We start from the raw sequence: 25,099 nt of genomic DNA on the forward strand, positions 1-25,099 counted from the left end.
GTGAACAAGTACAGGAGTTTAGACCCCGTGAAGTATCAAACGATCATTTTCGCTTTCGTAACGCTTGGCGCCGCCGGTTTAGCGTTTGGCGCAGCCGGGGCCGGCGCGTTTGCGCAAGACGCCGCTGCGCCTGAAAACGCCGCCGCCCAGCAATCTGTCCAGCAATCCGCCCCCCTATCTGACGCAAGTGCAGGAGAGGAAAACACGGTGGAAGTCGACGCCGATAATATGGCGGACATGCTGAACGGGCGCCAGCAGCTGGAACAGACCGTCACCCTGAAGCGGTCCGTGAATGGTGAAGTCATCGAATCCGACAAACGCACCGTTACCTATGACCGTGACGATCCTTATCGCCAGACGGAAGCCGGGCGCAGCACGGTTGAAGAACTGAAAGCCGCGTTTGACGGCGAGGCGCTGACCCGCACAGAAGCGTTTGAGGAAGCAAAGCTCGACTTCGCCATCGCGGATGTCGACCGCAACGGCGCCATGACGGCCGAAGAATTCGCCGGTCTCGTCAACACGTGGCGGGAAAACAACGCGCGCCGCATTGCAGCGCCTACGCGGGAAATTGCCCGCCAGCGCGAATATGACGCGTTTCTTGAAGAGATCGATCCGGATACGGCGGATATGCAGGCCCGCGCTTACGCCCGGGAAAAGTTCGCATTCATGGCGGGCGCTGCAGAAACCTTGAGCCTGCAGGATTTTATCCGCGAACAATTGCTCGACTTTGATTCCATGGATGCGGACAAGGACAGGATTTTACGCGACGAGGAATTGATGCGTTACCGTGCGCTCAATCTCGGCGAGACCATCGCCGCGCAATAAGTTTTCAGTCCCGCATCAGGCTGAAAAACCGGCCGATGCTGATAAATTCATCGCGCATCCGCGCTTCGCGCGCTTTGGCCTCTTCGTCCGCGCCCCAGCGTTCTTCCTGAAAGCGCTCATCGACGCGCGAGGCTTCGAAAACATCGTCAGCGGGATAGGCGCCGCGCCACAGGGCGAGCGCCATCGCCGCCGACCCTGTAATGGCCGTCGCGAGCCGCAGGGCGAAGAGGGTTTCCGGCGCCGCGCCAAGGAGCGCGTTTCTGACGGCTTCGGCGGCGATCCCCGGCTGGGCGACGGCGACAATGCCGCTGGTGGAGATGAGCGCCGCGCCAAGATCATCGCGCAGAAAGTCGAGATAAGGGTCCCAGGCGGCGGCCTGTCTGTCCACAAGCGCCGCCGGCGTTTCCGCCCTGTAGCAGACAAGATCGGAATTCAGATATTCAAGAATTTCATTGCGCCACATTTCGCCGGCCTCTTCGCCGCCGTCGATCGCCGTTGAGAGAATGCCCGTCAGCGGCATGGCGTTCTGGTCGATGATTTTTTCCTGCGCCGCCCATTCATCGGCCAGCGCCGCGCCGAGGCTTTCAGTGGGAGCCGATAGCGGGTTTTTCGCCTTGGTGCGCGCGTTGCGCCCATCGAGCATCAGATGAAACCGGCCGTGGATTTTCTCCAGAGAAACATCCTTGTAAAAAGGTTTGATGGGGGGCGCGGACGTCATTTCAAGTCCTCCGGCCATTCGCAAACCGCTTCGCCATCGAAGGAGAAGAAATTCCATGTCTCGCGCATATGTCCCGTCAGCGGCGCTGTCAGGGTCATGGTCCGGCGGGTGACGGGATGCGCAAAACGCATGGCGCGGCAGAACAGATGCAGCTTTGATGAAACGCCTTCAAGGCGCGCCGCCGCGCCGCCATATTTGCCGTCGCCGACGATCGGGCAGCCTATAGCGGCGGCGTGAACACGCAATTGATGCGTCCGGCCCGTTACCGGCTGCATGGCGAGAAACGCGACGACGCCCGCCTCTTCCAGGGTTTGATAATGCGACAGGGCGGTCTTGGCGTCCTCGCCTTCCGCCGGGACCATGCGCTGCTGGCCGGGGCTCTCCTGACCGGCGCCGCCGATCCGCACCATGCGCTTGGCGACAGGCAGATTGATGGTGCCCTCGGCGGGCCTTGGAACGCCCGCCGTCAGCGCCCAGTAGGTTTTTTCGATATCCCGGCCCTTGAACGCTTCGCTGAGCGCCTGCGCGGCCTTGCGCGTTTTCGCGACCAGCATAAGCCCGCCGGTGTCCTTGTCGAGCCGGTGCACAAGCCGCGGGCGTTCGCCGTCTTTTTCCAGCGCCGCCAGCATGCCGTCAATGTGACGCGTCGCGCCTGAACCGCCCTGCACGGGGAGACCGAACGGTTTGTTGAGCGCGATAAGCGCATCGTCTTCGAAAATAATCAGCTTACGAATGGCGTCCGCGTCTTCCGGATTGAACCGGCGTGGCGGCTTGTTCTGTTTCTGCTCCGTCAGCGGCGGAATGCGGATTTCATCGCCGGTTTCAAGACGGCGGTTCGATTTGGCGCGCCCGCCGGAAACCCGCACCTGTCCCTTTCGCAGTAACTTTTCCAGCTCGCCGTGCCGCACAGCGGGAAAATGCGTCCTGAACCAGCGGTCGAGGCGCATCCCCGCTTCATCGGGTCCGACGGTTTTTGTCTGTACGCCGCTCATGTGAGCTGGCGTCCGATAAAAAGCCCAGCCAGCAATCCGCCGATCGAGAATATGACGGACGCCCCGAGATAGAGTGCGGCGATCATCAGCGTGCGGTCGCGATAGAGTGTGACCGTATCGAGAGAAAATGTAGAAAACGTCGTGAAGGCGCCAAGCAGACCGACTGTCAAAAACGCCCGCAAGGCCGGACTCGCCGGTTCGCGCGCCGAGAGCCAGACGATAACCAGCCCCATAATCATGGACCCGGCGACATTCGCCGCGAGCGTGCCCCAGGGAAAATTCGGGCCCAGCCAGTGCAGCGCCGCGCGCGAAACGCCGTGACGCGCCATGGCCCCAAGCGCGCCGCCGGCGCCGACCGCAATCCAGATTGTGCCGCTCATCGCTCTTTCCTCATGAACGGGGACAGGACTAGCCGGTAAAGTGGTTTGTCTTCAATGGATTCAAGGCCGATTTTCATCTCTCTTGTGCGGACAGTCAGGCTGCGGGATTGAAAGATCCGGTCCCAGAAGCTGAAGATCGCCCCATAATTCGAATGGGTGTCTTTCATCACGGCGTGATGATGCACCCAGTGGATGGACGGCGTGATGATCAAGCGCGACAGACCTTGCTCCCATCGTTCCGGCAGCCGGAAATTCGAGTGATGGAATATCACGGCGCAAATGAAAACCGTTTCGAATATCAATATATGCGTGAGCGGTATGGCCAGCACAATAATGGGAATAAGCCGCAACAACGCGGAGACAACCACTTCGCCGAGGTGAAACCGCACAGCGCTCGTTGAGTCCAGAAATTCATCGAAATGATGCACGCGATGAAATCGCCACATCGCCGGCACGCGATGCCAGGCGCGATGCAGCCAGTAGGTCCACAAATCCAGAAGAATGATATCGGCAAGCAGAACGGTCAGGCTGTTCTGCAATGGCGCCGGGCGCGCCCAGAGCAGATCATTGGCGCCAAAGGCGGCGATCGGCGTGATGATCAGGGGCGATGCAAGCAGGATAATCGCCCAAAGACCCATATTGCGGATGAGCCGCGCCTTGCCGGGCGGATAGGGCGCCGCCGCGCGCAAACGCTCCCCGATAAAAAACAGACCAAACACGCCGCCTGCGACCAGCAGCTTTGCGCCGCCGGGAACCGCCTCGAGGAGTTGCCAACTGTTCGTCACCATCTCAGATATGATCAAAACGCTTCATATGTGAAACGCCGGCCACACAAAGCCTCAGGATGAAGGCTCTTTATTCCGATGGATTGAGAAATTTCCATCACGACCCGGACTGTTCCCGCCGCTTTTTGTTCCAGTAGTCGAGGCGTTTGGCGATCTCCTTGTCAAAGCCGTACTGAGAGGGCTGGTAAAACGCCTGCCGCTCCATGCCGGGCGGGAAATAATTCAGCGCCGCGAACCCTTCTTCCGTATCGTGATCGTAGACATAGCCTTGTGAATAGCCGAGGTCTTTCATCAGCCTTGTGGGCGCGTTCATAGCGTGGGGCGGCGGCATGAGCGAGCCGGTGTCGCGCGCGGCGGCTTTCGCCTGTTTGAACGCCACATGCGAGCGGTTGGATTTCGGCGCCGTTCCCAGATAAGCGACCAACTGCCCGATGGCGATTTCGCCCTCAGGCTGGCCGAGAAATTCGTAGGCGTCTTTCGCCGCGACAGCCAGCGGCAGCGCCTGCGGGTCGGCGTTGCCGATGTCTTCCGACGCGATCACCACCAGCCGCCGCAAAATAAATTTCGGGTCTTCGCCGCCGGCCAGCATGCGCGCGGCCCAGTAGAGCGCCGCGTCCACGTCAGATCCCCGAATGGATTTCTGCAAGGCGCTGGCGAGGTTGTAGTGCGACTCCTGCCCCTTGTCGTAAACGGGCGCCCGGCGCTGGACGATTTCGCCAAGCTCCGCCGGTTCGATGGGTTTGCGTGTCTCGGGCTCGGCGAAAATTTCTTCCGCGAGATTTAGAACGAAGCGGCCGTCGCCGTCGGCCATGCCCCGCAGCGCCGCCCTCGCTTCATCCGTTAGCGGAAGGTCTCGCGCTTCTTCCACCTCGGCGCGCTGCAGTAGTTTTTCCAGCGCGTCGTCATCGAGGCGGTTGAGCGTGAAAACCTGCGCGCGCGACAAGAGCGCGGCGTTCAGTTCAAATGACGGGTTTTCCGTCGTGGCTCCAATCAGCGTAATCACCCCCGCCTCAACATGCGGCAAGAACCCATCCTGCTGCGCCTTGTTGAAACGGTGAATTTCATCAACGAACAGAAGCGTGCCCTTCCCTGCCGCGCGCCGCGCCTTCGCCCGCTCGAACACTTTGCGCAAATCGGCGACGCCGGAAAAAATCGCAGAGATCTGTTCAAATTCGAGATTCGCGTCATCGGCGAGCAGCCGCGCAATCGTCGTTTTGCCGACGCCCGGCGGCCCCCAGAGGATGACGGAAGACAGCCGCCCGGCGTCCAGCATGCGCCTGAGCGGCGCGCCCTTCGCCAGCAGATGATCCTGCCCCACAACATCATCCAGTTTCGCCGGACGCAGTCGGTCCGCCAGCGGCCGCGGCGCGTCTTTTTCAAGCCCGGCGGATTGGAAGAGGTCTGACAATGCGGGTCCTTTTGCGGTTATGCGTCTTCATGGGAGATTGGCTTAACCGAAGTCCTCATCCTGAGGCGCCGCAAAGCGGCCTCGAAGGATGTACGGCAAGCTTAGTCTTTACGTCACATCCTTCGAGGCTCGCGAATGTAATCCGCTCGCGCCTCAGGATGAGGTTTCGTCTCCTCGTCACCGCCCAACGCGCCAGGGCACGATGCGCCCGCCCGTATCGATCTCAAGCTCCCAGCTACGCGCCGTTCTGGCGATCTCACGCGCGAGTTCCGCCGCCGTTTCAACATTTCGTCCGTTGACGGAAACAATCTTGTGGCCGGGGCGCAGGCCGCGCCGCGCCGCGAAAGAACGCGATTGCACATTCGCCACCACAACGCCTTTTGAGAGCGGATCGAGCCCAAGCTCCTCGCTATAGCGCGGCGACAGGTTGGCCACGGTAACGCCGTTCAGCGGATGATTGCCTTCAAGCTCGCGCGGGTCGCGCGCCGGGCTTTCCGGCGGCAGGGCCAGGGTGACGTTTGCGTTCCGGGTCCTGCCGTTCCGGACATAGACAATCTCGGTGCTGTCGCCCTCATTATTGACGCCGACGCGATATTGCAGCGTTTGCGAATCGAACACCGGCTGGCCGTCGACTTCGATAATAACGTCGCCCGGTTCAATGCCCGCTTCATCCGCCGGTCCGCGTTCCCAGATATCATCCACAATGGCGCCGGCCGGCCGGTCAAGCTTCAGGGCCTTGGCCATGTCCGCCGTGACGGTGCTGGAGGAGGCGCCGATCCACGGGCGCACCAGCGCCGTCCCGCTGATCGCCGACTTGATGACCTGCTGCACAAGGCGCGAGGGAATGGCGAATCCGATGCCGTTCGAGCCGCCGGAACGCGAATAGATCGCCGAGTTGACGCCGACGACACGCCCGTCAATGTCAATGAGCGCGCCGCCGGAATTGCCCGGATTGATGGCCGCGTCCGTCTGTATAAAGAACTGATAGTCGGAAATCGAAACCGCCGTGCGCGCCAGCGCTGAAATGATGCCGCTGGTGACCGTCTGGCCGACGCCGAACGGATTGCCGATGGCGAGCACCACATCGCCCACCTCGATTGAATCCGAATTGGCGAAGACCAGATATGGTAAAGGCTCGTCAACCTCAATGCGCAACACCGCAAGATCCGTCTGCGGATCGGCCATCATCAGTTCGGCTTCGTATTCGCGCCGGTCATTCAGGACAACCTTGATCTCCGTCATGCCTTCAATAACATGGTTGTTGGTGACGACCAGCCCCTCCGGACTGACGATCACGCCGGAGCCCAGCGAATTCTGCACGCGCTCGCGCGGCGCGCCGAAATCGCCGCCGCCGAAAAAGCGCTCAAAGAACGGATCGCCGGCGAAGGCGCTGCGCTGCTGCACCACGCGGCGGGTATAGATGTTGACGACCGCCGGCGCCGCCCGCTCCACAACGGGCGCGAAAGACAGTTTCACCGCTTCGAGCGACTGGGGCACGGCGGAAGGCGCGCCGCCGATGGATTCCGCAGCCATTTCCGGCGGCGTCAATTCCTCATCGCTGCGCGTTTCCGGCGCCGGTTGCGCACAGGCGGCGTTCATCGCGAGCATAAGGGCGCCAAGACCGGCGAACAGATAACGAAACATCAAAAAAGTCCTCCAGAACAAAAGAACGCGCGGGAAATATATCCCCGCGCGCCCCTTAATCAAACCATCAGCCGTTTCGGCGAAATGTCTACTCGTCGTCGCCGTCATCCTCGACGCCCATGAAAGGACCGGAATCCTGACCCTTGGCGTCTTCGTCGCGATCGACGAATTCGATGACCGCCAGCGGGGCGTTGTCGCCATAGCGGAAACCCGCCTTCATGATGCGGATATAGCCGCCGTCGCGCGCCTCGTAGCGCGGCCCTATCGTATCGAACAGTTTTTTCGCCATGTCCTTGTCGCGGATTGACGACACGACCTGACGGCGAAGATGCAGCGCGCGGCCTTCGTCCTTTGACGCATGTTTGGCTTTCGTCACGAGCTTTTCGACGATGGGGCGAAGTTCTTTCGCCTTCGGCAATGTCGTTGTGATCTGCTCATGCTTGATCAGCGCGCAAGCCATATTGGCGAACATCGCCTTGCGATGTTCGTGGGTGCGGTTCAGTTTTCTGTGCGCCATCCCGTGTCGCATGGCTTTTTCTCCTTACGCTGACGTTGTGTCAGTTATTCATCAAACTTTTTAGCGAGGTCTTCGATATTGTCAGGCGGCCAGTCCGGCACATCCATGCCGAGATGCAGACCGAGGCCGGCCAGCACTTCCTTGATTTCATTCAGGGACTTGCGTCCGAAATTCGGCGTGCGGAGCATTTCCGCTTCTGTTTTCTGAATGAGGTCGCCGATATAAACGATATTGTCGTTCTTCAGGCAGTTCGCCGAGCGCACGGACAGTTCCAGTTCGTCAACCTTGCGCAGCAGCGCCGGGTTAAACGGCAATTCTTCGCGCGCGTCGCCGCCGGTTTCGCTCTTCGGCTCATCGAAATTGATGAAAATCTGAAGCTGGTCCTGAAGAATGCGCGCCGCATAGGCGAGCGAATCATCCGGCGACAGCGAGCCGTCGGTTTCCACTTCCATGATCAGCTTGTCATAGTCGAGAACCTGGCCCTCGCGGGTGTTTTCAACCCGGTAGGCGACGCGGTTGACCGGCGAGTACAGGCTGTCCACCGGGATAAGACCGATAGGCGCGTCTTCCGGACGGTTCTGCTCGGCCTGCGTATAGCCCTTGCCTGTGTTCACAGTCATCTCGATACGCAGATTGGCGCCTTCGTCGAGGTGACAGATCACATGATCCTTGTTGAGGATCTCGACAGAAGACGTCTCTTCGATGTCGGCGGCGGTGACAACGCCCGGCGTGTCTTTTTTGAGCACGAGGCGCTTCGGGCCGTCCGCATGCATGCGCAAGGCAAGCTGTTTCACGTTGAGGACGATGTCCGTCACGTCTTCGCGCACGCCCTGAATGGACGAGAATTCATGGACGACGCCGTCAATCTGGATCGACGTCACCGCCGCGCCCTGCAGCGAAGACATCAGGATGCGGCGCAGCGCATTGCCGAGCGTCAGACCGAAACCGCGCTCCAGCGGCTGCGCGACAATCACAGCCTTGCGGCTGGAATCGGCGCCGGGCGTGACTTCCAGTTTCGACGGGCGGATCAGCTCAAGCCAGTTCTTTTCAAGAATATTCGTGGAATCCATTTGGATATCGCTCTCTTAATCAGTGTCAGAATTAAACGCGGCGGCGCTTGCGCGGACGGCAGCCATTGTGCGGGATGGGCGTCACGTCGCGGATGATGGTGACCGTCAGGCCAGCGGCCTGAAGGGCGCGCAGCGCGCTTTCCCGGCCCGAGCCCGGACCGCGCACTTCAACGCTGACCGTCTGCATGCCGTGATCCATCGCTTTCTTTGCTGCGTCTTCGGCTGCAAGCTGCGCTGCATAAGGCGTCGATTTGCGCGAGCCCTTAAAGCCCATGCCGCCGGCGGACGACCATGCAATGGCGTTCCCCTGTTCATCGGAGATCGTCACCATGGTGTTGTTGAATGACGCGTTCACATGAACGACGCCGGTCGATATGTTTTTACGCTCGCGGCGCTTGACGCGCGTTCCAGCTGCTTGTTTGGCCATCGTTCAGGTGTCCTTATTTCTTTTTGCCGGCGATCGGCTTGGCCGGGCCCTTGCGCGTGCGGGCGTTGGTGTGCGTGCGCTGACCGCGCACCGGCAGGCCGCGGCGGTGGCGCAAGCCCCGGTAGCAACCCTGATCCATCAGGCGCTTGATGTTCACGGCCACGTCGCGGCGCAGATCGCCCTCGACCATGTAATCGCCGTCGATCGACTCGCGGATCTGCAAGACTTCCGAATCGGACAGCTCGTTGACGCGCCGCTCCGGCGCGATGCCTACCTTTTCGCAAATCTCGGCGGCCTTGGCCGGGCCGATGCCGTGAATATAGCGAAGCGCAATGGTAACGCGCTTGTTCGTCGGGATATTGACGCCTGCAATACGGGCCACGGGATTTATTCCTTTTCCTTCATTCTCCGCCCGGTTCAGGCCGGGGGCGTTCTCCGCCCTGATTCCGGCCGGGCGAGCCGTAAAAATTCATTGCGGCGAAACTGCCGCGAACCAAGCAAAGCCCGCGACGGCGCAAGGGCGAAACGCCCACGCCGAGCGAGCTCATCTCCTGTTGGCGGAGAGCGCGTAGGTATAGCCGCGCGCGGGCCGCCGTCAACCGTTTTCCGGACCTATTTTTTGGCCTGGATCGGGTCGAGAATCGCGTCGATTTCGGCGGAAACGGCCGCAACCGTTTTCATGCCGTCCACGGCGCGCAATTTACCCTGTTTCTCGTAATACGGGACCAGGGGAGCCGTCTCATCGCGATAGACGCCAAGGCGCTTCGCGAAGGTTTCTTCATTATCGTCAGCGCGCAGCTCCTCGCCGCGCTCTTTCGTCTCACGGATACGGTTGCGCATCCGGTCGATGAGCGCCGCCTCGTCCACCTTGAGCTCTATCACCGCATCCACGGAAAGGCCCTTTCTGGCGAGAATGTCATCGAGCATCTCCGCCTGCACCAGGGTTCTGGGAAAGCCGTCGAGCAGGAATCCGTTGGCGCAATCCGCCTCCCCGATACGGTCGGAAACGATATTGCCGACAATCTCATCGGAGACGAGCTTGCCGGAATCCATGACCGCCTTGGCTTTGACGCCCACAGGGGTCTGCGCCTTGACCGCCGCGCGCAGCATGTCGCCGGTAGAGAGCTGCGGGATGGCGTAGCGCTCGACGATGTGCGCGGCTTGCGTGCCTTTGCCCGCGCCCGGCGGGCCGAGGAAAATCACGATCATCGCCGGCCCCCGCGCAGCTTCGATTTCTTGATCAGGCTCTCATATTGCTGGGCGACGAGATGACCTTGAATCTGCGACACCGTATCCAGCGTCACCGACACCACAATGAGCAGCGACGTGCCGCCGATATAAACAGGGATCGACTGCTGATACCCGGCCTTCAAAATTTCCGGCAGAATACACACGAATGTCAGATACATGGCGCCGACAAAGGTCAGGCGCGTCAGCACATAGTCCAGATATTCCGCCGTGCGCGCGCCGGGCCGGTAGCCCTGAATAAAACCGCCATATTTTTTCAGATTATCCGCCACGTCTTCCACGTTGAAGACGACAGACGTGTAGACGAACGTAAAGCCGATGATCAGGAACGCATAAAGTGCGATATAGGCCGGGCGCTGAGGCGCAAAGAGGAATGTCAGATCCTGCAGCCATTGCGGCGAGCCGTCGCCCACGGCGCCGGCGGCCGTGGCCGGCAGCAACAGCAGGGATGAAGCGAAGATCGGCGGAATAACGCCGGAAACGTTCAGCTTCAGCGGCAGGTGCGATTTCTCGCCCTGCGTCATGCGCTGGCCCACCTGACGGCGCGGATACTGGACCAGAACCCGGCGCTGGGAACGCTCCATGAAAACCACAAATGCGATCAGCGCCAGGGCCAGGGCGGCGATAACGAGGATCGCGCCGCCGCCAACGCCTGCGCCCGTGCGGCCCTGATCGAGAAGACCGGCGATAGCGCGCGGCAGCTCCGCCACAATGCCGGCGAAAATGATCAGCGACACGCCGTTGCCGACGCCGCGGGCTGTAATCTGCTCGCCGAGCCATAAAAGGAACATCACGCCGCCCACCAGCGTCACCACGGTCGTCAGCAGGAAGAACGGCCCCGGATTATCAACCACAGGCAAACCGCCGCCCGCATTGGACTGCAGGCTGACGGCGATAAAATAGCCCTGCATCGTTGCGAGAAACACCGTCAGATAACGGGTATACTGGTTGATCTGGCGCCGGCCCTGTTCGCCTTCCTTCTTGATCTGCTCAAGCGAGGGAATAACGGCGGACATCAATTGCATAATGATCGACGCCGAAATATACGGCATGATATTCAGTGCAAAGATCGCCATGCGCTCAACCGCGCCGCCGGCGAAAATATTCAGCGTGCCGAGAAGACCATCCTGCTGGCTTTGAAAGCCTTGCGCGAACGCTTCCGGATTAATGCCGGGAATAGGGACGAAAGTCCCGAGACGATAGACAATCAGCGCGCCCAGCGTGAACAGCAAACGTTTTTTCAACTCCTCCGCCTTGGCGAAGGAAGAAAAATTGATGTTCGACGCGAATTGTTCGGCTGCTGATGTCATCTTAACCCATCACTTGAAATGGAAGCGGGAAGCCACGCCCATGTGGGGTTGCGGTTGAAAACCACAACCCTTGGGCCAAAACCCGCTTACTCGCCGCCCTTGATCGAGACGGCGCCGCCGGCCTTTTCCACGGCCGCTTTGGCGCCTGCTGAGGCGTGAGCCACTTCAATATCGATCTTGGCTTTGAGTTCGCCGGTTCCGAGAAGACGCAAACCGTTCTTGGCGCGGCGGATCACGCCCGCTTCAACCAGCATGCCAGCGTCGATTTTCTTGCCGGCGTCAATCTTGCCGGCGTCGATCGCCGATTGCAGACGGCCAATATTAATCTCGACATAAGCCAGACGGTTCGGCTTTTTAAAACCGCGTTTTGGCAGGCGCATATATAGCGGCATCTGACCGCCTTCATAGGCGCGAATGCCGGAAACGCCCGAACGTGACTTCTGGCCTTTAACACCGCGACCGCCGGTCTTGCCCTTGCCGGAGCCGATCCCGCGGCCAACGCGCATACGCTCTTTGCGCGCGCCCTTATTGTCAGATAATTCGTTGAGTTTCATATCTACCTCGACTTTCGACGGCCTTTTCGCTCCCGAATAGCCGCCTCGCCTTTTAAAAGGTCGTAGGTTGTAGTTGGTGATTATCACCTGCCCTACAAACGATTCCCTACAACCTACAAACTATTCTTCAATCACTTCCACCATATGCGCGACCTTGGCGATCATGCCGCGCATGGCGGGCGTGTCCTGCACGTCGCGTGTACGGCCGATTTTATTCAGTCCCAGCCCGATCAGCGTCGCACGCTGATCTTTCGGACGTCTGATGGGGCTGCCCGTCTGACGGATCTTGATGGTGTTGTTCTTTGCCATTCTCGTTCACCTCTTACGCTGCGTCAGCGCCGGCGCCATTGCCTGCATCAGCGCCGCGGCCGCGATTGGAAAGAATGTCCGAGACTTTCTTGCCGCGTTTCGCCGCCATATTGCGCGGGCTCGACTGGTTTTTCAGCGCGTCTACCGTGGCGCGCACCATGTTGTAAGGATTCGACGAACCGATAGATTTCGCCACGACATCCTGCACGCCAAGCGTTTCGAAAATCGCGCGCATCGGTCCGCCCGCGATAATGCCCGTACCGGCGGGCGCCGAACGAAGCACGACCTTGCCTGCGCCCCAGCGCCCATGGGCGTCATGGTGCAGGGTGCGGCCTTCGCGCAAGGGAATGCGCACGAGGTTGCGCTTGGCTTCCTGGCTGGCCTTGCGAATCGCTTCGGGCACTTCACGGGCCTTGCCCTTGCCGAAGCCCACGCGGCCTTTCTGATCGCCGACAACCACAAGCGCCGCAAAACCGAAGTTCTTGCCGCCCTTCACCACTTTCGCAACGCGATTGATGGCGACAAGCTTGTCGACAAATTCGTCGCGCTCTTCGCGGTCGCCCCGGCCTCTGCCTTGGCCGCGTCCTCGGCCTCGTCCTTCTTCTCGAGCCATGACCGTCTACTCCTTAAAAATTCAATCCGGCTTCGCGCGCGGCGTCCGCCAGCGCTTTCACCCGTCCGTGATACCTGTAGCCGCCGCGGTCGAAGACGACGTTTTTCACGCCGGCCTTTACGGCGCGGTCCGCAAGCGATTTGCCGACTTTCGCGGCGGCGTCCTTGTCCGATCCCTTGCCGAATTCCTTTTCGAGCGACGAGGCGGCGGCAAGGGTTTTGCCGTCCTTGTCGTCGATGATCTGCGCCGAGATGTTTTTCGACGAACGGAACACGGAAAGCCGCGGACGCTCAGTCGTAACGCGCTTCAACTTGCCTCTGGTGCGGGTCGCCCGCGAGTTCATCTGTTTTCGCTTCTGATCGGCCATTGCCGTAATTCCTTATCGAGAGCCGTTACTTCTTCTTGCCTTCCTTACGGAAGATATATTCATCGGCGTATTTAACGCCTTTGCCTTTATAAGGCTCCGGCGGACGGAACGCGCGAATTTCCGCAGCGGTCTGTCCGACCTTTTGTTTGTCGATGCCTGTGACAACGATTTCCGTCGGTTTCGGCGTCGCAATCTTGACGCCGTCCGGCGCCGGATAGTCGATGTCGTGGCTGTAACCGAGCGCAAGGCTGAGGTCCGCGCCTTTCATCTGCGCGCGGTAGCCAACGCCGACAAGCTCCAGCGTTTTCGAATATTCATTCGCGACGCCGTCAAGCATGTTCGAAATCCGCGTGCGGCTCATGCCCCACATGGACCGCGCCGGTTTTGAATTGTCGACCGGCTTGACGGAAATTTCGTTTTCCTCAAGCGCAACCGTGCACAATTCGTTGACAACGAACTGCAATTCGCCCTTCGGGCCCTTGGCGTTCACCGTCTGGCCGTCCACGGAAACCGTGACGCCGCCCGGAACAGGGATCGCTTTTTTACCAATGCGGGACATTTTTGACTCCCAACCCTTAGTAAACTTCGCAGAGCACTTCGCCGCCGACATTGGCGTCGCGCGCTGCCGCGTCTGACATGACGCCTTTCGGCGTCGATACGATAGAGATGCCAAGGCCGTTGCGCACGGTCGCAAGATCGCGCACCGACGTATAAACCCGGCGGCCCGGCTTGGAGACGCGCTTGATCTTCTGAATGACCGGCGCGCCTTCATAATATTTCAGTTCGACGTCAAAGTTCGGCTTTTCGCCTTCCTTTTCCGTACGCGAATAACCGCGGATATAGCCCTCGCTCTGGAGGACGTCGAGAACCCAGCCGCGCAGCTTGGAAGCAGGAACGCTCATAGTGGAGTGACGGCGCATCTGCGCATTGCGGATACGGGTGATCAGATCGCCGACGGGATCATTGATAGCCATTTCGTTTCAGGCTCCCTTACCAGCTCGACTTAACCAGGCCCGGAATTTTTCCGGACGAACCAAGATCGCGCAGCGCGATCCGCGACATTTTCAGCTTGCGATAAAATCCGCGCGGGCGCCCTGTGACGAGACAACGGTTGCGGATGCGCGTCTTGGATGAGTTACGCGGCAGTTCAGCAAGCTTGAGGGCCGCCATGAAACGCTCCTCGCCGGCCTGTTCCTGATCCTTGATGATCGCCTTCAGCCGATTGCGCTTTGACTCAAACTTTTTCGCCATCCGGCGGCGTTTGAGATCGCGCTCGACCATTGCTTTTTTCGCCATGTCTTCTCCTTCTTGGGCCGGTTTCCGCCGCGCGGACCTTGCTCAATGCTTTTTATTTCCGAAACGGGAAGTTGAATTCCCGCAAAAGTTCACGCGCCTCATCGTCAGAGCGAGCGGAGGTGCAGATGATGATGTCCATGCCACGGATTTTATCGACCTTGTCGTAATCGATTTCCGGAAACACGATGTGTTCTTTCAGGCCCATGGCGTAATTGCCGCGGCCGTCAAAGCTTTTTGCATTCAGACCGCGAAAGTCGCGCACACGCGGCAGCGCGATGGTGATGAGGCGGTCGAGAAACTCGTACATGCGATCCTTGCGCAGCGTCACCTTGCAGCCGACGGCCATGCCTTCGCGCAGCTTGAAACCGGCGATGGACTTTTTTGCGTTGGTGATGACCGGCTTTTGACCGGCGATCAGCGTCAGATCCTGCACGGCGGCGTCCACGGCCTTGCGGTCGTTGACGGCGTCGCCGACGCCCATATTGATGACGATCTTTTCGATATGCGGCGTCATCATCGTGTTCGGGTAGCTGAACTTGTCGTTCATCTTGCCCCGGATGGCGTCGTTATAAAGCGTCTTCAGACGCGGTTGATATGCGCTTGCTTCAGCCATCGATTACCTCACCCGACGCTTTCGCGACGCGTACTTTTTTGCCGTCTTCAATCTTGAAACCAACGCGCGTCGGCTTGCCGGTGGAGGGATCTTTCAGCGCCACATTGGAAATGTGCATCGACGCTTCTTTCGAGATGATCCCGCCCTGCTCCGTTTGCGTTTGCTTCTGGTGTTTCTTGATCAGGTTGACGCCGCGCACCACCACGCGGTCGGCTTTCGGCATCACCTGGATCACTTCGCCTTCGGCGCCGCGGTCGCGGCCCGCAAGGACGATGACCTTGTCGCCTTTTTTAATCTTCGCAGCCATGACTACAAAACCTCCGGAGCAAGCGACACGATTTTCATATGCTTGGCGGCGCGAAGCTCGCGCGTCACCGGGCCGAAAATACGCGTGCCGATCGGCTCTTTGTTGTTATTGATCAGAACGGCGGCGTTGCGGTCGAAGCGGATCACCGAACCGTCGCGGCGAATAATGTCCTTGGCCGTGCGAACGACAACCGCCTTCATGACCTGGCCCTTTTTCACGCGGCCGCGCGGGATCGCTTCCTTGACGGATACAACGATTATATCGCCGACGCCTGCGTATTTGCGCTTTGCGCCGCCGAGCACCTTAATGCACTGAACGCGCTTTGCGCCGGAATTGTCGGCGACGTCCAAATTTGTTTGCATCTGAATCATGATGCCGCTCCTAAAAGGCGATACCGCCCGCTAATCTTTCACCTGCCCGCCCGATGGGCGGACCCTTTATCCTTTTGAGCCGCGCCCGATAACTTCCCAGCGCTTCAGCTTCGATTTCGGCGCGCATTCCTGAATGCGCACCAGATCTCCAGTTTTGAATTCGTTGCCAGCGTCATGCGCATGGAAGCGGTTCGACCGGCGCACCGTCTTTTTGAACAGCGGATGCGTGAAAATACGATCGACATTCACGACAACCGTCTGGTTGCCTTTGTCGCTCACGACCGTGCCTTGCATAATCCGTTTGGGCATTGTCTCGCCTCTTAATTCGCCAATTATTTCTACGACCTGGCTTTTTCACCCAGGATGGTTTTCAAACGCGCGATGTCCTTGCGGACCTCGCCAATTCTTGCCGTCTTTTCGAGCTGACCGGAGGCTTTTTGAAAGCGCAGGTTAAACTGCTCGCGTTTCAATTGAAGAATACGATCCTTCAATTCGTCCGGGGTCAAATCTCTTGCTTCGCTGGCGTCCATGTCCTTAATCCCTATTCGCCAATACGCGTGACAATGCGCGTCTTGATCGGCAGCTTCGCAGCGCCAAGCGTCAACGCTTCGCGCGCTACATCGTCCGTCACGCCGTCAATCTCGAACATGATGCGGCCGGGTTTGACTTTCGCCGCCCAGTACTCGACCGAACCCTTGCCTTTACCCATGCGCACTTCGGTGGGCTTTTTCGACACCGGCACATCCGGAAAAATCCGGATCCAGACGCGGCCCTGACGTTTCATGGCGCGTGTGATCGCCCGGCGCGTCGCCTCGATCTGGCGCGAGGTCACCCGTTCCGGCTGCACGGCTTTCAGACCGTGCGATCCGAAATTCAGATCCGTGCCGCCTTTCGCCGCGCCCTTGATGCGCCCTTTGTGCATCTTGCGGTATTTTGTTTTCTTCGGCTGCAACATGGCCAAAAGTCTCCAGATACTTGTTTCTTACGTCGCGCTAGTTGCGCTGCTGATGACCGACGCCGCCCGTTTGCGCGTCAATCAGGCGTTTTTCCTGACCCATCGGATCGTGTTCCATGATCTCGCCCTTGAAGATCCAGACTTTCACGCCGATCGCGCCATAAGTGGTCTGCGCCGTCGCCACGCCGTAATCGATGTCGGCGCGCAGCGTGTGCAGTGGCACGCGGCCTTCGCGATACCATTCCATCCGCGCGATTTCAGCGCCGCCAAGACGGCCCGATACGTTGACGCGGATGCCGAGTGCGCCCATGCGCTGCGCCGTTTGCATGGCGCGCTTCATGGCCCGGCGAAAAGCGACACGGCGCTCAAGCTGCTGCGCGATGTTTTCCGCAACGAGCGTAGCGTCAACTTCCGGCTTTCGGATTTCGACAATGTTCAACACCGTTTCCGATGAGGACAGTTTCGAAAGCTCCTGGCGCAGCTTCTCGATATCGGCGCCCTTCTTGCCGATGACAACGCCCGGACGCGCCGTATAGATCGTCACGCGGCATTTCTTGTGCGGGCGCTCGATGACGATGCGCGAAACGCCGGCCTGGTGAAGACGCTTTTCAAGATAACGCCTGATGCGCAAATCCTCGTGCAGCAAGTCGCCATAGGCGGCCTTGCCGGCGAACCAGCGCGAATCCCAGGTGCGGTTGATCCCGAGGCGCAAGCCGATTGGGTTGACTTTCTGGCCCATTAAGCGGCCTCCTCAACTTCTTTCACTACGATAGTGATTTCAGAAAACGGTTTGTGAATTCTGCCGACCCGGCCCCGCGCGCGCGCTTTCCAGCGCTTCATCACGAGATTCTTGCCGACAAATGCCTGATCGACGATCAGCGAGTCGATATCGAGATCGTGGTTGTTTTCAGCATTGGCGATCGCGCTTTCCAGCACCTTTTTAACATTCAGCGCGACGCGTTTGCGCGAAAAGGTGAGGTCCGCAAGCGCCTTTTCGACCGGCTTGCCGCGGATAAGCTGCGCGACGAGATTCAGCTTCTGCGGCGAGGTGCGGATCATGCGGCCCTTCGCCATCGCCTGCGTTTCGCTGAAGCGCCGGGGATTTTTCTTCTGCCCCATGACTATTTCCTCTTCGCCTTTTTATCCGCGCCGTGACCATAATAGGACCGGGTCGGAGAAAATTCGCCGAACTTGTGCCCGACCATGTCTTCGGTGACATGAACCGGAATGAATTTCTGACCGTTGTAGACGTTGAACGTCAGGCCAACGAATTGCGGCAGGATCGTTGAGCGCCGGGACCAGGTCTTGACGCCGCCTTTATGTTTTCCGTCCTGCGCTTCTTCTGCTTTTTTAAGCATGTAGCGATCGACGAACGGACCTTTCCAAACTGAACGTGGCATATCTTAAAACTCCGTCGCCTTATTTCTTCTTCCGCGCATGACGCGAGCGCAGAATGAATTTGTCTGTTGCTTTGTTCTTGCGGGTTTTGGCGCCCTTGGTCGGCTTGCCCCAGGGCGTCACCGGATGACGGCCGCCGGACGTGCGGCCTTCGCCGCCGCCATGCGGGTGATCCACCGGGTTCATGACAACGCCGCGCACCGAGGGGCGCTTGCCCTTGTGACGGTTGCGCCCGGCCTTGCCGATGGACTGGTTCATGTGATCCGGGTTCGAGACCGCGCCGACTGTCGCCATGCATGAGCCGAGAACGAGACGAACCTCGCCCGACTGCATGCGCACCTGCGCCATGCCGCCGTCGCGGCCGACAAGCTGTGCGTAGGAACCGGCTGAACGCGCAATCTGGCCGCCCTTGCCGGGCTTCAGCTCTACATTGTGAATAATCGTACCCACAGGGATCGATTTCAGCGGCATTGCATTGCCGGGCTTCACGTCGACCTTGTCGCCGGAAATCACCTTGTCGCCGGCTTTCAGGCGCTGCGGCGCCAGAATGTACGCCTGCTCGCCGTCAAGATATTTTATCAGCGCGATAAAACCTGTGCGGTTCGGATCATATTCAAGGCGCTCGACTTTCGCTTCGATGTCAAACTTCGCGCGCTTGAAATCTATTTTGCGATAGGTCTTTTTCACGCCGCCGCCTCGGCGGCGAACGGTGATGCGCCCTGTATTGTTCCGGCCAGCCTTTTCGTTCAGGCCCTCGGTCAGTGATTTGACCGGCTTGCCCTTCCAAAGCTCGCTCTTGTCGACCAGCACAAGCTGACGACGGCTGGGCGTTGTCGGTTTGAATTTTTTCAAAGCCATTGGTCTTGAACCCTTGCCTTACAGTCCTGTGGTCACGTCAATCGTGTGGCCTTCTTCCAAGGTCACGACCGCTTTTTTGACAGTTGAGCGCGTATAGGCGCGCCCGCGAAATTGCTTGCTCTTGCCTTTGACGCGCAGCGTGTTGACCGCTTTGACCTTCACTTTGAAGAGCGTTTCAACGGCTTCCTTGATCTCAGGCTTGGTGGCCGTGATCGGCGTCTGGAAAACCACCTGATTATGCTCCGATGCAATCGTCGATTTCTCGGTGATCACCGGCTGGATCAGGGTGTCGTAATGCGCTTCGGCGCCCATGGTTTTTTGCTCTTTCTTGCTCATTTGAGACGCGCCTCCAGACCTTCGACAGCCGCCTTGGTGAGGATCAGCTTGTCCTTGCGCAAAATGTCGTAAACATTCGCGCCGATGACGGGCAGCATATCGACGCCCTTGAGGTTGCGCGTCGCCAGGCCGAAATTTTCATCGACGCTCGCATCGACAATAAGCGCGTTTGAAATATCGAGCTTCGAGAACGCATCGATCAGCGACTTGGTTTTGGCGTCCGCCAGTTTCGCCTCGTCAATGATGATCAGCGAGTCGCTCGCCGCCTTTGACGACAATGCGTGTTTCAACGCGAGCTGGCGAACCTTTTTCGGCAGAGAAATCGCATGGCTGCGCGGACGCGGACCGTGCGCCTTACCGCCGCCCCGGAAGAGCGGCGCCTTGCGGTTGCCGTGACGCGCGCCGCCGGAGCCTTTTTGCCGGCCGAATTTCTTCGACGTGCCGGTAATCTCATTGCGCTCTTTGGTTTTATGCGTGCCCTGCTGGCGTTTCGCCAGCTGGTACACGACGCAGCGATGCAAAATATCCTTGCGCGGCTCAAGGCCGAAGATGCCGTCGTCGAGATCGATGTCGCCGGCCTTCTTGTTTTCAAGATTGAGGACTTCGCGTTTCATTATTCGTCCCCTTCTTTCTTGGTTTCAGCTTCGTCGCCGCCGGTCTCATCAGTGGACGGAACGCCCGCTTCTTCGTCTTCGGCGCCGGCGCTCTGCTCTTCAAGCGCAGCCTTTTGCTGGGCGAGCTGTTCCTCGCGCGCCGCCTTGGCCGCGGCTTCTTCTTCCGCCGCCGCCTGCGCTGCGGCTTCTTCGGCCTGGCGCTGGGCTTCCTTCTTGGCGGACATCAGCGCCGCCGGCAGAATGGCGTTTTCCGGGTCGGGCTTTTTCACGGCGTCCTTGATCAGCACCCAGCCGCCCTTCGGTCCCGGCACGGCGCCCTTGATCAGGATCAGTCCGCGATCGGAATCGGTCTTGACCACCTGCAGGTTCTGCGTCGTGACGCGCGCGGCGCCCATGTGACCCGCCATTTTCTTGCCCTTGAAGACCTTGCCCGGATCCTGGCACTGACCGGTGGAGCCGTGCGAACGGTGCGAAATGGAAACGCCGTGGCTCGCGCGAAGACCGCCGAAATTGTGCCGCTTCATGGCGCCGGCGAAGCCTTTACCAATGGACGTGCCGGTGACGTCGACGAACTGGCCTTCGTAATAATGATCGGCAATAATTTCTTCGCCCACATCGATCATATTCTCTTCGGAGACGCGGAACTCGGCGACTTTCGCCTTCGGCTCAACATTCGCCTTGGCGAACTGGCCGCGCTCTGCTTTCGTTACGCGTTTTGCTTTCTTCGCGCCGGCGCCGAGCTGAACGGCGCTGTAGCCGTTCTTCTCCGCCGTGCGCTGCGCAACGACCTGGCATCCTTCCAGCTGCATCACCGTGACCGGCACGTGATCGCCGCCCTCGGTGTAAATGCGCGTCATGCCCATTTTCTTTGCAATTAATCCCGTACGCATCGTCAAATGCTCCCTATGCGCCAAGCTTGATTTCGACATCGACGCCAGCCGAGAGGTCGAGTTTCATCAGCGCGTCAACCGTTTGCGGCGTCGGATCGACGATATCGAGCATGCGTTTGTGCGTGCGCATCTCGAACTGCTCGCGGCTTTTCTTGTTTACATGCGGAGACCGGTTCACGGTGTAACGCTCAATCCGGGTGGGCAGCGGGATGGGCCCGCGCACATTGGCGCCCGTGCGCTTCGCCGTATTGACGATCTCCAGCGTCGAAGCGTCGAGCACGCGATGATCAAACGCTTTAAGTCTGATGCGGATATTCTGTTGCATGTTTAGTTCGCTTTGCTTTCCGGTCTAACGCTTCGGTCGGTTTAAAACGTCTTAGGTCTTATCTTCAGAGTCGAAAGCGCGGGCCGATTGGGGCCGGCCCGCGCTCTTCATTCAGTCTTCTACTCTACAATCTTCGCAACAATACCGGCGCCAACCGTACGGCCGCCTTCACGGATAGCGAAGCGGAGCTTCTCTTCCATGGCGATCGGCACGATCAGCTCGACATTGAGCTCTGCATTGTCGCCCGGCATGACCATTTCCGTGCCTTCTTTAAGCGTCACGACGCCGGTCACGTCGGTCGTGCGGAAATAGAACTGCGGACGGTAGTTGGAAAAGAACGGCGTGTGGCGCCCGCCCTCTTCTTTCGTCAGAATGTAGGCTTCGGCCACGAACTTCGTGTGCGGCGTAACGGAGCCCGGCTTGCACAGAACCTGTCCGCGCTCAACGCCTTCGCGCTCGATGCCGCGCAGAAGAACGCCGACATTGTCGCCTGCTTCCCCGCGGTCGAGGAGCTTGCGGAACATTTCAACGCCCGTGCAGGTCGTTTTCTTCGTATCCTTGATGCCGACGATTTCAAGTTCGTCGCCAACGTTCACAACACCGCGCTCAACACGGCCGGTTACAACTGTACCGCGGCCGGAAATCGAGAACACGTCCTCGATCGGCAGGAGGAACGGCTGGTCCACCGGACGGTCCGGCGTCGGAATATATTCGTCAACCGACTTCATCAGTTCCTTGATGGAATTCTCGCCGATATTCTCGTCGCGGCCTTCCAGCGCAGCAAGCGCCGAACCCTTGATGATCGGAATATCGTCGCCAGGGAACTCATACGAAGACAGAAGTTCGCGAACTTCCATTTCAACAAGCTCTAGCAGCTCTTCGTCATCAACCTGATCGACCTTGTTGAGGTAAACAACAATAGCCGGAACGCCGACCTGACGGGCCAGCAGAATGTGCTCGCGCGTTTGCGGCATCGGGCCGTCGGCTGCGTTCACAACCAGGATCGCGCCGTCCATCTGCGCTGCGCCGGTGATCATGTTCTTCACATAGTCGGCGTGTCCAGGACAATCGACGTGGGCGTAATGGCGTCCGTCGGTTTCATATTCGACGTGCGCCGTGGAGATCGTGATGCCGCGCGCTTTTTCTTCCGGTGCGGCGTCAATCTGGTCATAGGCTTTAAAATCGCCGAAATATTTCGTGATCGCCGCCGTCAGCGTCGTCTTGCCATGGTCAACATGACCGATGGTGCCGATGTTGGCGTGCGGTTTTGTACGTTCAAACTTTTCCTTCGACATTTCACTTCTCTCCGTCTTTTGACGTCTCAGTTAACTCTTTTTAATTCCAACCACCTTCAGATAATTCTGGAGGAGGACATCTCTTGGCGATTTGGCTAGCCCGCCAGTTTCGCCTTCACCTCCTCCTCCACTGCCTTTGGGACGCGTTCGTAATGGTCGAACTGCATGGTGTAGTTCGCCCGTCCCTGAGTAGCGGATCGGAGGTTGTTGACGTAGCCGAACATGTTGGCGAGCGGGACCATGGCGTGGACCACGTTCGCATTGCCGCGCATCTCCTGCTCCTGGATCTGACCGCGGCGGGAATTGAGATCCCCGATCACCGTGCCGGTGTACTCTTCCGGCGTGACGACCTCGACTTTCATCACCGGCTCAAGAAGCGCCAGCCCCAGATCGGACTTGTGCTCGCGGAAAGCGCCGCGGGCGGCGATTTCAAAAGCCAGCACTGAGGAGTCCACATCGTGGAAAGCGCCGTCATAAAGCTCGACCTTGAAGTCGAGGATCGGGAAGCCGACCAGAAGACCCGTTTCGCGGATCGAGTTGATGCCTTTTTCGACGCCCGGAATATATTCCTTCGGGATCGAACCGCCAACGATCTGGCTTTCGAACTCATAGCCCGTTCCCGGTTCTTGCGGAATGACGCGGAACTTGATGCGCGCGAACTGACCCGAACCGCCGGACTGTTTCTTGTGCGTATAGTCGATATCAGCGTTTTTCGTGATCGTTTCGCGATACGCCACCTGCGGCGCGCCGATATTGGCCTCAACCTTGAACTCGCGCTTCATGCGATCAACCAGAATGTCGAGGTGCAATTCGCCCATGCCCTTGATGATCGTCTGGCCGGACTCTTCATCCGTGGAAACGCGGAAGGACGGGTCTTCGGCTGCAAGACGCTGCAACGCTATGCCCATTTTCTCCTGGTCGGCCTTGGTTTTCGGCTCAACCGCCAGTTCGATAACCGGATCAGGGAATTCCATCCGCTCCAGCACCACCGGCTTTTGCGGATCGCAAAGCGTGTCGCCCGTCGTCGTATCTTTCAGACCAACCACGGCGATGATGTCGCCCGCATAGGCTTCCTTGATCTCTTCACGGCTGTTGGAATGCATTTGCAGCATCCGGCCTGCGCGTTCTTTTTTGCCCTTAACGGTGTTCATCACCTGCGTGCCGGCTTCCAGCTTACCCGAATAAATCCGGCAGAAAGTCAGCGAACCGACAAACGGGTCGTTCATCACCTTGAAAGCCAGCATGGACAGCGGCTCGTCGTCGGACGACTTGCGCGTCACTTCTTCTTCAGAGTCCGGCAGGTGCCCCTTGATCGAAGGCACCTCAACCGGGCTCGGCAGATAATCCACAACCGCGTCGAGCATGGGCTGAACGCCCTTGTTCTTGAACGCAGAGCCGCACAGCACGGGGTGGAATTCAACCGCGCAGGTGCCTTTGCGAACGAGGCGCTTGATCGTGTCCACATCCGGCTCGTCGCCTTCGAGATAGGCTTCCATGACCGCTTCGTCGATCTCGACGACAGTCTCAATCATTTTTTCGCGATACTCGTTCGCTTTTTCCACGAGATCCGCGGGAATGTCTTCTTCATGAAACGCCGCGCCAAGACCTTCCTCTTCCCAGATGATCGCTTTCATCTTGAGGAGATCGACAACGCCCTTGAAGTCGTTCTCAGCGCCGATCGGCAACTGCAAGACGACCGTCTTCGCAGCAAGGCGACTGTGGATCGTGTCGAGCGAATAATAAAAGTCAGCGCCCAGCTTATCCATCTTGTTGATGAAGAACATGCGCGGCACGTGATACTTGTCGCCCTGACGCCAGACGGTTTCGGTCTGCGGCTCCACGCCGGCGTTGGCGTCGAGCAGCGCAACAGCGCCGTCAAGAACGCGCAGGGAACGCTCGACCTCAATCGTGAAGTCAACGTGTCCCGGCGTGTCGATAATGTTCAGGCGTTTGTCATTCCAGAAACAGGTCGTGGCCGCGGACGTGATCGTAATGCCGCGCTCCTGCTCCTGCTCCATCCAGTCCATCGTGGCGGCGCCGTCATGGACTTCGCCGATCTTGTGGGATTTGCCTGTATAATAAAGGACGCGCTCGGTCGTCGTCGTCTTGCCCGCATCGATATGGGCCATGATGCCGAAGTTCCGATAATCCTCAATTTTATGCGTGCGCGACATGACAGCGAGCCTTTACCCTTAAAATCCGTTACCAGCGATAATGCGAGAACGCGCGGTTGGCCTCGGCCATCTTGTGCGTATCTTCGCGTTTCTTCACGGCCGAGCCGCGGTTTTGCGCGGCGTCCATCAGCTCATTGGAAAGCCTGTCGACCATTGTCGTTTCATTGCGCGATCGCGCCGCAGAAATAATCCAGCGCATCGCCAGCGCCAGCTTGCGGTCAGGCCGCACTTCAACCGGCACCTGATACGTCGCGCCGCCGACGCGGCGGGAGCGAACCTCGATCGCCGGCGTAACATTGTCGAGCGCTTCCTTGAACAGGTCGACCGGCGGACGGCGCAGTTTTTCCTCGATCTTGTCGAAGGCGCCGTAGACAATTTTCTCAGCCGCCGGCTTTTTGCCGTCGACCATGACGTAATTCATGAATTTCGAAACGGTCTTGTCCCCGAATTTCGGATCCGGATGAACGACGCGTTTTTCTGCGCGGTGACGACGTGACATC

General features: G+C 59.0%; 37 protein-coding genes. 1 reads left to right on the forward strand and 36 read right to left on the reverse strand.

The annotated features are described in order from the left end of the window. Positions 1-27 precede the first annotated feature (27 nt). Positions 28-825 carry a hypothetical protein gene (locus tag ACQK2Q_RS05955; RefSeq protein WP_425408825.1) on the forward strand — a complete coding sequence of 266 codons (798 nt, stop codon included), beginning with the start codon at positions 28-30 and terminating at the stop codon, positions 823-825. A 4-nt stretch (positions 826-829) separates the two neighbouring features. On the opposite strand, the gene ACQK2Q_RS05960 is transcribed toward ACQK2Q_RS05955, so the two are convergent. From ACQK2Q_RS05960 to rpsG, 36 genes are all read right to left on the reverse strand, one after another. Next, on the reverse strand, positions 830-1,543 hold the full coding sequence (locus ACQK2Q_RS05960; protein ID WP_425408826.1) for an ATP12 family chaperone protein: 714 nt from the start codon (positions 1,541-1,543) through the stop codon (positions 830-832). Beyond that, complete coding sequence (locus tag ACQK2Q_RS05965; RefSeq protein WP_425408827.1) at positions 1,540-2,535, reverse strand: RluA family pseudouridine synthase; 996 nt, start codon at positions 2,533-2,535, stop codon at positions 1,540-1,542. Before ACQK2Q_RS05965 ends, ACQK2Q_RS05960 begins: the two co-directional genes overlap by 4 nt. Further along, entirely contained in the window at positions 2,532-2,915 is a 384-nt protein-coding gene (gene crcB / locus ACQK2Q_RS05970) for a fluoride efflux transporter CrcB (RefSeq protein WP_425408828.1), read from the reverse strand. Before crcB ends, ACQK2Q_RS05965 begins: the two co-directional genes overlap by 4 nt. Beyond that, the gene (locus ACQK2Q_RS05975) at positions 2,912-3,718 is read right to left on the reverse strand and encodes a sterol desaturase family protein (RefSeq protein WP_425408829.1); all 807 of its coding nucleotides are present in this window, start codon (positions 3,716-3,718) and stop codon (positions 2,912-2,914) included. Before ACQK2Q_RS05975 ends, crcB begins: the two co-directional genes overlap by 4 nt. Positions 3,719-3,797: 79 nt before the next feature. After that, positions 3,798-5,108 (reverse strand): replication-associated recombination protein A, encoded by a 1,311-nt coding sequence (locus ACQK2Q_RS05980; RefSeq protein WP_425408830.1) that lies wholly within the window; start codon positions 5,106-5,108, stop codon positions 3,798-3,800. A gap of 177 nt (positions 5,109-5,285) precedes the next feature. Then, positions 5,286-6,752 carry a DegQ family serine endoprotease gene (locus ACQK2Q_RS05985; protein ID WP_425408831.1) on the reverse strand — a complete coding sequence of 489 codons (1,467 nt, stop codon included), beginning with the start codon at positions 6,750-6,752 and terminating at the stop codon, positions 5,286-5,288. Between the two features lie 88 nt (positions 6,753-6,840). Then, entirely contained in the window at positions 6,841-7,281 is a 441-nt protein-coding gene (gene rplQ / locus ACQK2Q_RS05990) for a 50S ribosomal protein L17 (protein WP_425408832.1), read from the reverse strand. A 32-nt stretch (positions 7,282-7,313) separates the two neighbouring features. After that, positions 7,314-8,324, reverse strand: a complete 1,011-nt coding sequence (locus ACQK2Q_RS05995; protein ID WP_425411127.1) for a DNA-directed RNA polymerase subunit alpha — start codon at positions 8,322-8,324, stop codon at positions 7,314-7,316. A gap of 46 nt (positions 8,325-8,370) precedes the next feature. Beyond that, positions 8,371-8,766: a 30S ribosomal protein S11 gene (gene rpsK / locus ACQK2Q_RS06000; RefSeq protein ID WP_425408833.1), complete on the reverse strand. Its 396-nt coding sequence runs from the start codon at positions 8,764-8,766 to the stop codon at positions 8,371-8,373. Between the two features lie 13 nt (positions 8,767-8,779). Continuing rightward, positions 8,780-9,148, reverse strand: coding sequence for a 30S ribosomal protein S13 (gene rpsM / locus ACQK2Q_RS06005; RefSeq protein ID WP_425408834.1), 369 nt, complete (start codon positions 9,146-9,148; stop codon positions 8,780-8,782). A gap of 230 nt (positions 9,149-9,378) precedes the next feature. Then, positions 9,379-9,975 carry an adenylate kinase gene (locus ACQK2Q_RS06010; protein ID WP_425408835.1) on the reverse strand — a complete coding sequence of 199 codons (597 nt, stop codon included), beginning with the start codon at positions 9,973-9,975 and terminating at the stop codon, positions 9,379-9,381. Further along, positions 9,972-11,324: a preprotein translocase subunit SecY gene (secY, locus tag ACQK2Q_RS06015; RefSeq protein ID WP_425408836.1), complete on the reverse strand. Its 1,353-nt coding sequence runs from the start codon at positions 11,322-11,324 to the stop codon at positions 9,972-9,974. The genes ACQK2Q_RS06010 and secY overlap by 4 nt, the downstream gene beginning before the upstream one ends. An 86-nt stretch (positions 11,325-11,410) precedes the next feature. Next, positions 11,411-11,878 carry a 50S ribosomal protein L15 gene (gene rplO / locus ACQK2Q_RS06020; protein WP_425408837.1) on the reverse strand — a complete coding sequence of 156 codons (468 nt, stop codon included), beginning with the start codon at positions 11,876-11,878 and terminating at the stop codon, positions 11,411-11,413. A 120-nt stretch (positions 11,879-11,998) separates the two neighbouring features. After that, on the reverse strand, positions 11,999-12,187 hold the full coding sequence (gene rpmD, locus ACQK2Q_RS06025) for a 50S ribosomal protein L30 (RefSeq protein WP_425408838.1): 189 nt from the start codon (positions 12,185-12,187) through the stop codon (positions 11,999-12,001). A 13-nt stretch (positions 12,188-12,200) separates the two neighbouring features. Continuing rightward, entirely contained in the window at positions 12,201-12,800 is a 600-nt protein-coding gene (gene rpsE / locus ACQK2Q_RS06030) for a 30S ribosomal protein S5 (protein ID WP_425408839.1), read from the reverse strand. Positions 12,801-12,813: 13 nt separating this feature from the next. Then, the gene (gene rplR, locus ACQK2Q_RS06035) at positions 12,814-13,167 is read right to left on the reverse strand and encodes a 50S ribosomal protein L18 (protein WP_425408840.1); all 354 of its coding nucleotides are present in this window, start codon (positions 13,165-13,167) and stop codon (positions 12,814-12,816) included. A gap of 25 nt (positions 13,168-13,192) precedes the next feature. After that, positions 13,193-13,726 (reverse strand): 50S ribosomal protein L6, encoded by a 534-nt coding sequence (gene rplF / locus ACQK2Q_RS06040; RefSeq protein WP_425408841.1) that lies wholly within the window; start codon positions 13,724-13,726, stop codon positions 13,193-13,195. Between the two features lie 16 nt (positions 13,727-13,742). Then, positions 13,743-14,141: a 30S ribosomal protein S8 gene (gene rpsH / locus ACQK2Q_RS06045; RefSeq protein ID WP_425408842.1), complete on the reverse strand. Its 399-nt coding sequence runs from the start codon at positions 14,139-14,141 to the stop codon at positions 13,743-13,745. Between the two features lie 16 nt (positions 14,142-14,157). Beyond that, positions 14,158-14,463 (reverse strand): 30S ribosomal protein S14, encoded by a 306-nt coding sequence (gene rpsN / locus ACQK2Q_RS06050; RefSeq protein WP_425408843.1) that lies wholly within the window; start codon positions 14,461-14,463, stop codon positions 14,158-14,160. A gap of 52 nt (positions 14,464-14,515) precedes the next feature. Next, positions 14,516-15,076, reverse strand: coding sequence for a 50S ribosomal protein L5 (rplE, locus tag ACQK2Q_RS06055; protein WP_425408844.1), 561 nt, complete (start codon positions 15,074-15,076; stop codon positions 14,516-14,518). Then, positions 15,069-15,383 carry a 50S ribosomal protein L24 gene (gene rplX / locus ACQK2Q_RS06060; protein ID WP_425408845.1) on the reverse strand — a complete coding sequence of 105 codons (315 nt, stop codon included), beginning with the start codon at positions 15,381-15,383 and terminating at the stop codon, positions 15,069-15,071. The genes rplE and rplX overlap by 8 nt, the downstream gene beginning before the upstream one ends. 2 nt (positions 15,384-15,385) lie before the next feature. After that, positions 15,386-15,754 (reverse strand): 50S ribosomal protein L14, encoded by a 369-nt coding sequence (gene rplN / locus ACQK2Q_RS06065; RefSeq protein WP_425408846.1) that lies wholly within the window; start codon positions 15,752-15,754, stop codon positions 15,386-15,388. 66 nt (positions 15,755-15,820) lie between these two features. After that, entirely contained in the window at positions 15,821-16,063 is a 243-nt protein-coding gene (gene rpsQ / locus ACQK2Q_RS06070) for a 30S ribosomal protein S17 (protein ID WP_425408847.1), read from the reverse strand. A gap of 29 nt (positions 16,064-16,092) precedes the next feature. Beyond that, entirely contained in the window at positions 16,093-16,284 is a 192-nt protein-coding gene (gene rpmC, locus ACQK2Q_RS06075; RefSeq protein ID WP_425408848.1) for a 50S ribosomal protein L29, read from the reverse strand. Positions 16,285-16,295: 11 nt separating this feature from the next. Beyond that, positions 16,296-16,709 (reverse strand): 50S ribosomal protein L16, encoded by a 414-nt coding sequence (gene rplP / locus ACQK2Q_RS06080; protein WP_425408849.1) that lies wholly within the window; start codon positions 16,707-16,709, stop codon positions 16,296-16,298. 37 nt (positions 16,710-16,746) lie between these two features. Further along, positions 16,747-17,448 carry a 30S ribosomal protein S3 gene (gene rpsC, locus ACQK2Q_RS06085; protein ID WP_425408850.1) on the reverse strand — a complete coding sequence of 234 codons (702 nt, stop codon included), beginning with the start codon at positions 17,446-17,448 and terminating at the stop codon, positions 16,747-16,749. Next, positions 17,448-17,828 (reverse strand): 50S ribosomal protein L22, encoded by a 381-nt coding sequence (gene rplV, locus ACQK2Q_RS06090; RefSeq protein ID WP_425408851.1) that lies wholly within the window; start codon positions 17,826-17,828, stop codon positions 17,448-17,450. The genes rpsC and rplV overlap by 1 nt, the downstream gene beginning before the upstream one ends. A 2-nt stretch (positions 17,829-17,830) precedes the next feature. Continuing rightward, a complete protein-coding gene (rpsS, locus tag ACQK2Q_RS06095; protein ID WP_425408852.1) occupies positions 17,831-18,109 on the reverse strand; it encodes a 30S ribosomal protein S19 in 279 nt (92 codons plus the stop codon). A gap of 19 nt (positions 18,110-18,128) precedes the next feature. Then, complete coding sequence (gene rplB / locus ACQK2Q_RS06100) at positions 18,129-18,965, reverse strand: 50S ribosomal protein L2 (protein WP_425408853.1); 837 nt, start codon at positions 18,963-18,965, stop codon at positions 18,129-18,131. Between the two features lie 18 nt (positions 18,966-18,983). Further along, entirely contained in the window at positions 18,984-19,301 is a 318-nt protein-coding gene (locus ACQK2Q_RS06105; protein ID WP_425408854.1) for a 50S ribosomal protein L23, read from the reverse strand. Beyond that, entirely contained in the window at positions 19,298-19,915 is a 618-nt protein-coding gene (rplD, locus tag ACQK2Q_RS06110) for a 50S ribosomal protein L4 (protein WP_425408855.1), read from the reverse strand. The genes ACQK2Q_RS06105 and rplD overlap by 4 nt, the downstream gene beginning before the upstream one ends. Then, positions 19,915-20,805, reverse strand: coding sequence for a 50S ribosomal protein L3 (gene rplC / locus ACQK2Q_RS06115; protein ID WP_425408856.1), 891 nt, complete (start codon positions 20,803-20,805; stop codon positions 19,915-19,917). Before rplC ends, rplD begins: the two co-directional genes overlap by 1 nt. A gap of 13 nt (positions 20,806-20,818) precedes the next feature. Continuing rightward, the gene (gene rpsJ / locus ACQK2Q_RS06120) at positions 20,819-21,130 is read right to left on the reverse strand and encodes a 30S ribosomal protein S10 (RefSeq protein WP_425408857.1); all 312 of its coding nucleotides are present in this window, start codon (positions 21,128-21,130) and stop codon (positions 20,819-20,821) included. 119 nt (positions 21,131-21,249) lie between these two features. Beyond that, entirely contained in the window at positions 21,250-22,425 is a 1,176-nt protein-coding gene (gene tuf, locus ACQK2Q_RS06125) for an elongation factor Tu (RefSeq protein ID WP_425408858.1), read from the reverse strand. A gap of 95 nt (positions 22,426-22,520) precedes the next feature. Next, positions 22,521-24,599, reverse strand: coding sequence for an elongation factor G (gene fusA / locus ACQK2Q_RS06130; RefSeq protein WP_425408859.1), 2,079 nt, complete (start codon positions 24,597-24,599; stop codon positions 22,521-22,523). 28 nt (positions 24,600-24,627) lie between these two features. After that, positions 24,628-25,098: a 30S ribosomal protein S7 gene (gene rpsG / locus ACQK2Q_RS06135; protein ID WP_425408860.1), complete on the reverse strand. Its 471-nt coding sequence runs from the start codon at positions 25,096-25,098 to the stop codon at positions 24,628-24,630. Position 25,099: the final 1 nt, after the last annotated feature.

Origin of the sequence: Hyphococcus sp. (assembly GCF_965228385.1) — a bacterium.
Classification (GTDB): domain Bacteria; phylum Pseudomonadota; class Alphaproteobacteria; order Caulobacterales; family Parvularculaceae; genus Hyphococcus.